We start from the raw sequence: 9,924 nt of genomic DNA on the forward strand, positions 1-9,924 counted from the left end.
AAATTAAAGAAATTCAAAAAAATTGTTAACTAATTGTGGATATGCCGCTAATGTGGATAATGAGGATAATTAAAGAACAAATTGCCCACATTACCCACACCGCTTGGAAAACTAAAGATCAAGTTTACCACATATCCACAATTACTACTATGACTGCGGCTACTGATTAAAATTAATCAAACCCGTCATAAGTATTATATATTTATGAGGATTTACTGATAGTATTTAAGCATATTATACGAGGAGAATTTTTAATGAAAATTTTATATATATCATCACTATCTATTGGGGATAATAATGGTGGTGGTATTGAAGCTAAAAAAATACATTTATCTTTGAAAAATATCAAAAATAATTTCCAGGATTTTGATTATAGAGTTATTGCTTTAAATGATAATATCGACTTCAAATTAGATGTTGAGCTTTCTAAAAACAGATATAAAGACTTGTTGGCCCGCTTTTTTTTACATAGTAATTATTTATATTTAGAGTGGTGGTTTAAAATAAAGAAAAAAGTTTATAAATTTGATCCTGATGTTATTATACTTGGTAGTTCTAGACTGGGTTTTATAGCAAAAGATATAAAAGAAAATAATAATAGCTGTTATATTATAGGCCATTTTCATAACATAGAATTAGATTATTTAGAAACATATTCACAAATGTATAGAGGATTACTCCCCAAAACATTTAAATTTATTGAAAAAACAGCAGTCAAACGTGATGAAAAAATGATGCTTGAAAATATGGACCTGGGTCTGTTTTTAACAAATAGAGATGTAAAGAGAGCTCAAAAAATATATAATCTAAAATTCAATTATAAAGTACTACCTATCTGTGTCCAGGAGTTTAATAAATTATTGAAAGCAGAAAATAATTATGATATAAATTTAGTATTTATAGGTTCTCTCTGGTATGGAAGTAATATAGAAGCGATTAAATGGTTTTTGAAAAACATATGGAAGAAACTCCTGGATAAAAAATATAATATAAATTTAATTGGCTCTTCGCTAATTTGTGTGGGTAAACCTTTTGGTATAATTTAACAATAATGGTAATTTAATTTCATTATTTTAGTCATTCATTCTCTTTTCTAACAGTATAAATCATTTTATAAATTTTAGTAAAGGCTAAATTGAACGGTCTATCGCCCGGCCTTGACAAAAATATAAAAATGACTTCTATTTCAATTACGAGAATGAATTTATTTATGAGCTAAAGCTTCTGGTAGATCAAACTCTAATTTACTACATCTCAAATATATAGCTGTGATAAAGTTCTTTATATTTCTAAATCCTCTTGCTTTTCTTTTAACGGTTTGGATTACACTATTTATACCTTCTAAAACACCATTATTAATTTTGCTTGTAATATATTGCATTATTCCTTGCCAGTTTCTATTAATAAACTCTGCTGCTTCTTTCATGGGTTCTAAACGACTTCTAATACCCCATAAGTACCATTTTTGCAAGTAGCTGGCTGCTGTTGTCACATCGTTTATTTCCCAGAACTCTTGAAGTGCTAATTTTAGATTATATGCTCTTAGAGTCTTTAAATTCATATTAGAAAGAGCTGCGAATTTTTCTTTTTGTTTTTTAGTTAAATTCTCAGGGTTTTTAAGCCAAATATATCGGGTTTTTTTAAGAAAATCATTTTTATATCTTTCTTGACGTCTGACTTGATCTACTGCTTCATTGATTTTTTTCATAACATGAAATTTATCATAAGTAATTGCAGCATGGGGAAAATTAACTTTACTACCCTTTATAAAGGCAGGTGACATATCACAGCAAATGTTTTTTATAGACTCTGTTTTACCTTGATGTAAGATATAATCAAGACAAAATCTATCAATAGTTGTGCTATCTTTACCTTCAGTAACATAAAGGACTTTGGATTCTTCTAAATCAACAAATAATGTAATATAATTATGGCCTTTTTTGCTGGATGTTTCATCAATACCAATGTTTTCAACATTAGAATAATCTTCTTGAGCTCTTGCTTTATCAACATAATGATTGATTATTCTCTGGAGCCTGGTATCATGTTCATCAACTAATTGTGCTATCTCATTTACAGTCATACAGGCAGCTAATTCCATAACAAAGGCATCAAAAAGTAAAGTAAAGCCTGATCTTGGTCTCGACCATGGTACTTTTACCTGTAGGACTCCATGTTTCTCACATTCAATTCTGGGAATACTACAGTGAATAAAGGCTTTATGCTGAAAAAAATTTAAATGTCTCCAGGTTCTTTCTTTAGTAGTATCATAAATACCGTATTTATCATCACATGCTTTGCAGGGGAATTTAGCTCCCCTAACATGAGAAATATATATATCTAATTGTTTTGCATCCTTATCAAAATTAATTTTGTCTATCTTCCATGGATTTTCTATACACAAAGCTTGGGTAAATAAATCAATGTTATTATACATTTAGTTTCATCCTTTCTGTTCCCTTTTAATAATAGGTAAAGTATACCATATTTGGAAACAGAAAAGAACATAATTTATGAAATTTAAGCTTTAATATGAAAATACCCACACTAAATAGCGAAGAGGCTATAATTATTTATAACAATCTAAAATATATTGATTAAATCTTAAACCTCTGCTATAAAAGGCAGGGGTAATTTTTTAAAAATATAAGTTTTTTTAAAATTGTTAATTAGACAAACTATTATAATTTCTAAATTCAAACACATGTCTAAGTTTTGGAAAAACTTCTCCATTTTTGTTATCGCTTTAGTTTCAAACTTACAAGATATTTTATTTATTATAATAATAGGCTTTTTATTTGTTAGTTTGCATGTTTTATAAATTCCCTACTGACATTAACATATTATCATTACCAAATTGAAACAATGTTAATTTACTGATAATATTATTAAAAACGTTATAAAATATAACGATTACGCCAAAAATTTTTGCAATACATTAATTAAAGATATATAATAAATTACAGGTGATGATAATATGAATGAAAATTATATTAGAATACAAAAAATAAAATTGAAAAATTTTAAGAATGTCAAAAATGGGACAATAGATTTTCCAAGTTATAAAAACAACAATAATTTTTCAAAAAAATCTGATTTAATTGGCTTATATGGACAAAATGGATCTGGTAAAACAGCTCTAATTGAAGCTCTTTGGATTTTAAAAAATACTTTACTTGGGGAATCTTTACCAGATAATTGTAAGAATTATATTTACCAAGGAAAACAAATATCAAGTATAGAAATTGTTTTTTCTGCTCAATTGGATGATAAAAGGTATCAAATATTTTATAATATGAAAATGAAAAAGAGAAAAGATAATGAGGTATATATAAATAATGAAGATTTATCTTATAAAAAATCAGAAAAGGAAAAATGGTCATATAAACGTGGAATAATCTCCTACAATTTTGAGGATGAAGATACAATATTTAGTCCACAAAAAAATTATAAATTATTGACACAAAATAATAAAGAAACAAAAATCGATTTAAAAGTAACAAAAGAGCTTGCGAGAGAAGAACATACTTCATTTATTTTTTCAAAAAGATTAGGAAAAATATTAAAATCAAGTAGTGAATTTAAAGAGTATGAAAAAATTATTTCAGAAATAAAGTATTATTCAAAAATGAATTTTTTTGTAATAAGAAATTCAAGAGCAGGGATGATTAATGCAAATTTAATTATTCCATTATGTTTCCAAATATCTAATAGTAATGAAATATCTAGAGGTGATTTAGCAATAGCTTTATCAGAGCCAACAACGATACCAAAAAAACTCTTAGATACTGTAGTAAATGTTATTAAGAATTTAAATATTGTTTTAAATGAAGTAATTCCTGATTTAACTATTAGTACAAATGAATATGGTGAAGAATTAGCTGAAAACGGAAATAGTGTTGTCAAAATAGAATTACTTGCTAAAAGAGAAGATGTCAATATTCCTTTAAGATATGAATCTGATGGAATTAAAAAAATTATTTCAATATTAAGTGCTTTAATTGCTATGTATAATAAACCCTCGATATTACTTGCGGTTGATGAATTAGATGCTGGAATTTTTGAATACTTATTAGGAGAAATTCTAGAAATTATTCAAGAAAGAGGAAAGGGTCAATTAATCTTCACATCTCATAACTTAAGACCATTAGAAAAATTGGAGAAAGATTCATTGATATTTACTACTACTAATCCAAACAATAGATATATTAGATTTACAAATGTTAAAACTACTAATAATTTAAGAAGTTTTTATTATCGTGGTATAAAATTAGGTGGTCAAGATGAAGAAATTTATGATAAAACTGATGAATTTAAAATAGCAAGAGCTTTTAGATCTGCTGGTCGTAATGTCAAAAATGAATAAGAAACTTATTTTTTTTTTAGTAGAAGGAATAACTGATCAATTCAGTAAAATATTCAATTGATTTTCCTTATTAATAAATATAAGCTTTCTATTTTTAATGACTTGTTTAAAATAAAGGAGGAATTTTGATTATGTTTGACAATATTGATGAAAAAAAGAAAAAGATTGAAGAAAAAAGACCACTACCCAAAAATACTTTACAAAGTTTAAGAGAAAAACTTTTTTTAGAATGGACATATAATTCAAATGCAATAGAAGGTAACACTTTAACATTATCAGAAACAAAAGTAGTATTAGAAGATGGTATAACTATAGGTGGAAAAACACTAAAAGAGCATTTAGAAGTTGTGAACCATAAAGAAGCTATAAATTTCATGGAAGATATAATTAATAAGAACGAAAAGCTTTCTGAAAGACAAATAAAAAATATACACTATTTAATACTTAAGGGTATAGATGATGAAAACGCAGGTAAATATAGAAATGAGAAAGTAGTAATAAGTGGAGCAGAGCATGTACCACCTGCACCGATATTTATTCATGATCAAATGGAAGAACTAATTAATTGGTACTATGGTGAAGGATCATCTCTTCATATTATTGAAAAAGCTGCTAAATTACACACTGATTTTGTCAAAATACATCCATTTATTGATGGAAATGGTAGAACAGCAAGGATACTATTAAATTTTGAATTAATAAAATCTGGTTATCCGATTATTATTATCAGAAATGAAGATAGAGTTAAATACTATGAAAGCTTAGATAAAGCACATACTTGTGGAGATTATAATGATTTTATTAATTTAGTATCTGAATCTTTAAATAGAAGTTTAGATATATATTTAAATATAATAGATTAAATAGTCCTAAATATATTCTGTCATCACATAGGATTAATGATATCTGATATTGGTGCATAAAAAAAAATGTTCCTAATTTATTAAATATAGAGTAAAAAAATAAATTACATTGGATATTTCACAGAAGTCACGAAACCCAGGGATAATATCTGAAATTTACTCAAAAATTAATGTATGGAAGTATACAAAATGTTAGATACTTTTTACTGTGAAAAATGTGATGATTTTGTAGAATAAAAAAAGTAAAGAAGAAACATATACTATTAAGGATGAAAAAATTAATATCAAAGCAGAAGTAGCTTACTGTAAAGAGTGTGGAAATAAAATATTTAATGAAAAATTAGACAAACAAAATCAGCGCAAAGTTTTTGATATTTATAAAAAAAATACAATTTATTATCACCTGAAGAAATAAAAAAAACAAGAGTCAAATAAAGTTTAAATCAAAGAAAAATGCATCGATTATTAGGATGGAGGAAATATAACCTATCATCGCTATAAAAACGGAACTATACCCGATTCTGCCCATAACAACCAATTATTATTAATTCAAGATCCTATAAATTATATAATAAAAAATCTCATATTATTATTGTATAGGAGATTTTCTAATACAGATCATCTATGGTTTTAATATGGCTGTTATTTTAGACTTCTTTAACGATCGTATTATCTATACTGGGAAGGATAGTAATTTTTAATACTTTAATAAATTCAAATAATAGGGAGAGGATCTTATTATGTTTACAGATTCAGAATTAAAAGAAATGAAAGAATTTATTATAAAAAGAATAATTAATGAAGAAGGATATTCTTTTCATGATAATAAAGAGTTATCAGATATTATTGATAAAATAATTGATTTAAATGAAGAATTTTTAAATAAAGATCATTTTTCTTTTTCTCGAGATGATGAAATCAAATATATTCAAGAAAAAACAAATTATGATTTCCATTTTTTAGATAAAGTCTTATGGGAAAGATATTGCTTTGAAATGAAAAATGATTGTTGGGAATATAATATTGATTATTGTATTAAATGTGGAAAAGGTCCTTTAGTTTTTAAAGAAATACCAGAAGTGAATAGAGGAGAAAAAATTGTTTGTAAGAACTGTCAGTATGAGATGCTAATCGGAAATGATGGATTAAAACCATTATATTAAATTAGTGAATAAATTTGTCTTTTTTGACTTTAAATAATATTTTTATAAAACATTCTATGATTAATATTAGTTAATAATAATTTTGTAACCTGGACATCTTTACTGGTAAATAAAGATACAAAAATAAATTTGGAGACCATAGTTTTGATATAGATGTTGTAAAAGCCAAATAGTTATGGAAAAACATTGTTAATCAATATTAAAAATATCTTGATATAAAGTATAATAAAAAGTATTTACATTCACGCTTAAATAATATACAAATGAAGCGTGAAAGTAAAAAAAGTAAAAATATGAATTATAGAGATTAATTAGATAAGTTATTAGAAAAAAAGAAGGATTAGTTCTTATTGAAGATATTGAAAAAAAGTATTCCTAGACAATACTTTAATTTATTTTTATAAGGAAGAGAAATTAGAAAATGTTTCTTGTGTTTTATATATGAAACCTAATGCAGTAGAAAATGAATTATAAATTATTCAAGAGAAAAATAATTTACGCTTGTTTAAAAAAAACTTAAATTTACTATAGAAGGGGGAAAGGTAGCTAATGTATAAAGAAATGCCTACTAAATGCTGTTGGTGTAGAAATGATACGACTGATAGTGAAGTTTTTACAGTTCCAGTTAAATTTAAAAAAGATACTGATCATCCACAAGTTAAACTCAATGGGTATATTACAGATTTAAAAGTTGGTGGTAAAAAAGTGTGGGCTATTGTAACCGGATTAAATTCAGAAGCTAAACAAGCAGGAAATGATTTAATTTTTATGTTCTGCTCAAAAGATTGTGCATATGAGTTTAAAGAATCTTTAGAAGAGGATATGAAATTTTATAGTGACTTATTTTAGAAGTAAGAGAAAATTATTCAAATATTGAATAAAGAAAAATATCTGGTCTATGAAATATATTATTTTAACTGGTAATATATTTGTTATACATACCTTATAGGGTTAATATATGTTTAGGAGGTTGTACAAGGGATAGATAATATATTTTAAATTTTTTATCAAATAATAAAAAAACATTAAAAAAAATATGGTGTCAAAAATATAGCTTTATTTAGTTCTTATGTTAAAGGTACAGCAAATAAAGATAGCGATATTGATTTTTTAGTTGAGTTGGAAAAAGAAAAAAAGAGTTTTGATAACTATATGGATTTGAAATTTTTTTTAGAAGATAATTTAAATAAAAAAGTTGATCTTGTTATAAATGAAAATGTAAAAGAAGAATTAAAAGAAGAAATATATGGAAGTGCAAAGTATACGAAAAAATAAAGTTTATGTGGTAAATATTTATAGATACTTTTTTACGTTTATATATAATTTACTAGTTTTAAAAAACCACATAATTAAACAATCATCTTTTACTATTTACATATAGATGAATTTTTGATGAATAATAAAATCTATGTTATAATTACAGTAAATAGTAGGCTTTTGTTGAATAAAGCCTACTTAAAACTGTAATTAATGAAATAGAAGGGGTTATTACATGATTTCAAAAGAAAAAATAAAACAATATTTCAATAAAAATGGCGGTATTATGAAAACCTCCGAACTAAATGCAATAGGTTTAAATTATAGGCAAATCCAACGGCTAATTGATCAACAAGTAATAGAAAAATTTAGACATGGGTATTATATTCTTGCAAATACTTTCCCAAAAGAAGAGGTAATTATTGCGCGTGTATTCCCTGAAGCTATAATTTATCTTGAAAGTGCACTGTTATATTATAATTATTCTAATAGAATACCAAAATTTTGGCAAATTGCTGTAGATAAACACAGTAATCCAAAAAAATATACTATACCTAATCTAAATGTAAAACCTTATTTTATTAAAGATAAATATCGTAAAATTGGTGTAAAAAATATTACTATAGATAATGTTAAAGTACCAATTTATGATAGAAATAAAACAATATGTGATATTCTTAGATATGAAAAAAAAATTGACAACGAAGTATTTACAAATGCAATAAAAAATTATATAAAAGATGACAAAAAAAATATTAGATATCTTATGGAATATGGAGATAAACTTAATGTTAATAATAAAATACAGAAATATATAGGAGTGTGGTTATAATATTGAATGATCCAGCTGCTTCTACTTTAGCTAAGTTAAAAAATAAATCTAAGAAATTAAATTTACAATTTCAACAAATTTTAGTTTTATTTAGTCAGGAGGAATTAATTCGAAGAATTTCACTCTCTAATTATAAAGAAAACTTTATATTAAAAGGTGGTTATCTTATTTATTCAATAAGTGAAAAAAGTTTTAGACCTACAATTGACTCTGATTTTTTAATCGTAAATCATCCTTTAGATATAAAAAATTTAAAAAAAGTTATGAATAATGTAATTAATCAAAAAACTCAATATGATTATGTTAAATATGAAGTCAAAAATTATGAAAGCATCACTGAGCAAATGAAGTATAATGGTATAAGAGTTAATTTAATTAGTAAGATAAAAAATACAAGAACTCATATAAATATTGATTTTGCTACTGGAGATGATTATTTAATTCCTGAATTTAAAACAAGAAACCTACGTACAATTTTAGAGGACTTCGAAAAACCAAATATTTTAACATATTCATTAGAATCAATTGTCTCAGAAAAATTAGATTCAATTCTTTATCGCATGGAACTTAACAGTAGAATGAAAGATTATTATGATATCTATTTTTTACTTAATAAATATCAATTTTCAGGAGAAAAATTAAAAATTGCAATTACAAAAACTTTAAATAATAGGAATAGAAATTATTCTAATGATTCTATTGGTTCTTTAAATAGATTGATAAATAATAGACAACTTAAAGAAAGATGGGATAATTTTTGTAGTAAAATTCTAAATGAGTATTTGAATTTTGATAAAATAATAGAAGAAATAATAATTTTTCTTAAAGCTCCATATAAAGCTTATTACAATTCTACTTCAATTGATACTTTTTGGAATCCAAACGATAAATCTTATAATTAATACTCTTTTATAAAATATTTTTCAAAAATATTAAAATAAAACCCTTTATATATCTTAATTTTAATTTAAGGGGAGATGATTTTTAACGTTTATAATTTTATATATACTCCTTAATAACTTAAATACGTGTAAATAAAACAGTTGGCAAAATAAATAGAGATAAAATTTCAGATAAAGTTATTATTGATCTGATTAAATTATAAAAAATTTGTAAAAATAATTAAAAATAGAAAGATAAATAATACACTCACTGGAATTAGTTGAATTCTAGTGAGATTTTTTATTGCAACATAATGCAACTTATGTTAAATTCTAAAAGAGTTACCTGAAAAATTAGAGTTTTAAAAAAAATCAAAACGAAATAATCGTGCATTAAACAATGCAATCTAAAAATTACATAAACCTGAATTCGGAAAGTAAAAACACAAAACTAAGTTAACACCTGTCATACCAACAGAAATAATTTTAAATTTCGGAAGAATTTCTTCCATAAAATGTAGAAAAGAGAGCTCCTTTTTGATACCATAATAGTAGAAACAAA

At 24.6% G+C, this 9,924-nt stretch carries 8 protein-coding genes and 1 pseudogene; 8 read left to right on the forward strand and 1 reads right to left on the reverse strand.

From position 1 onward, the window contains the following. Window positions 1-254: 254 nt before the first annotated feature. Complete coding sequence (locus VJ881_10340) at window positions 255-1,046, forward strand: hypothetical protein (protein ID HKL76449.1); 792 nt, start codon at window positions 255-257, stop codon at window positions 1,044-1,046. 158 nt (window positions 1,047-1,204) lie between these two features. On the opposite strand, the gene VJ881_10345 is transcribed toward VJ881_10340, so the two are convergent. Next, window positions 1,205-2,437 (reverse strand): ISL3 family transposase, encoded by a 1,233-nt coding sequence (locus VJ881_10345; GenBank protein HKL76450.1) that lies wholly within the window; start codon window positions 2,435-2,437, stop codon window positions 1,205-1,207. A gap of 540 nt (window positions 2,438-2,977) precedes the next feature. Here VJ881_10345 and VJ881_10350 point away from each other — a divergent pair. The 7 genes and pseudogenes from VJ881_10350 to VJ881_10380 all read left to right on the forward strand — a co-directional run bounded on the left by VJ881_10350 (window position 2,978) and on the right by VJ881_10380 (window position 9,383). Further along, entirely contained in the window at window positions 2,978-4,366 is a 1,389-nt protein-coding gene (locus tag VJ881_10350) for an AAA family ATPase (protein HKL76451.1), read from the forward strand. Window positions 4,367-4,497: 131 nt separating this feature from the next. Then, a complete protein-coding gene (locus tag VJ881_10355; GenBank protein ID HKL76452.1) occupies window positions 4,498-5,229 on the forward strand; it encodes a Fic family protein in 732 nt (243 codons plus the stop codon). Between the two features lie 740 nt (window positions 5,230-5,969). Next, window positions 5,970-6,392, forward strand: a complete 423-nt coding sequence (locus tag VJ881_10360) for a hypothetical protein (GenBank protein ID HKL76453.1) — start codon at window positions 5,970-5,972, stop codon at window positions 6,390-6,392. 549 nt (window positions 6,393-6,941) lie between these two features. Next, window positions 6,942-7,241 carry a hypothetical protein gene (locus VJ881_10365; GenBank protein HKL76454.1) on the forward strand — a complete coding sequence of 100 codons (300 nt, stop codon included), beginning with the start codon at window positions 6,942-6,944 and terminating at the stop codon, window positions 7,239-7,241. A 195-nt stretch (window positions 7,242-7,436) separates the two neighbouring features. Continuing rightward, window positions 7,437-7,667 (forward strand): annotated as a pseudogene (locus tag VJ881_10370) (nucleotidyltransferase domain-containing protein). A 217-nt stretch (window positions 7,668-7,884) separates the two neighbouring features. Continuing rightward, window positions 7,885-8,481: a hypothetical protein gene (locus VJ881_10375; protein HKL76455.1), complete on the forward strand. Its 597-nt coding sequence runs from the start codon at window positions 7,885-7,887 to the stop codon at window positions 8,479-8,481. Between the two features lie 2 nt (window positions 8,482-8,483). Next, window positions 8,484-9,383 carry a nucleotidyl transferase AbiEii/AbiGii toxin family protein gene (locus VJ881_10380; GenBank protein ID HKL76456.1) on the forward strand — a complete coding sequence of 300 codons (900 nt, stop codon included), beginning with the start codon at window positions 8,484-8,486 and terminating at the stop codon, window positions 9,381-9,383. The last annotated feature ends 541 nt before the right edge of the window (window positions 9,384-9,924 follow it).

This window comes from Halanaerobiales bacterium (assembly GCA_035270125.1).
Classification (GTDB): Bacteria; Bacillota; Halanaerobiia; order Halanaerobiales; family DATFIM01; genus DATFIM01.

Bases quoted from the DNA above. Each gene is read 5' to 3' on its own strand.
- VJ881_10355 (HKL76452.1), top strand. From the start codon at position 4,498: ATGTTTGACAATATTGATGAAAAAAAGAAAAAGATTGAAGAAAAAAGA.
- VJ881_10375 (HKL76455.1), top strand. From the start codon at position 7,885: ATGATTTCAAAAGAAAAAATAAAACAATATTTCAATAAAAATGGCGGT.
- VJ881_10360 (HKL76453.1), top strand. From the start codon at position 5,970: ATGTTTACAGATTCAGAATTAAAAGAAATGAAAGAATTTATTATAAAA.
- VJ881_10365 (HKL76454.1), top strand. From the start codon at position 6,942: ATGTATAAAGAAATGCCTACTAAATGCTGTTGGTGTAGAAATGATACG.
- VJ881_10345 (HKL76450.1), bottom strand. From the start codon at position 2,437: ATGTATAATAACATTGATTTATTTACCCAAGCTTTGTGTATAGAAAAT.
- VJ881_10340 (HKL76449.1), top strand. From the start codon at position 255: ATGAAAATTTTATATATATCATCACTATCTATTGGGGATAATAATGGT.
- VJ881_10350 (HKL76451.1), top strand. From the start codon at position 2,978: ATGAATGAAAATTATATTAGAATACAAAAAATAAAATTGAAAAATTTT.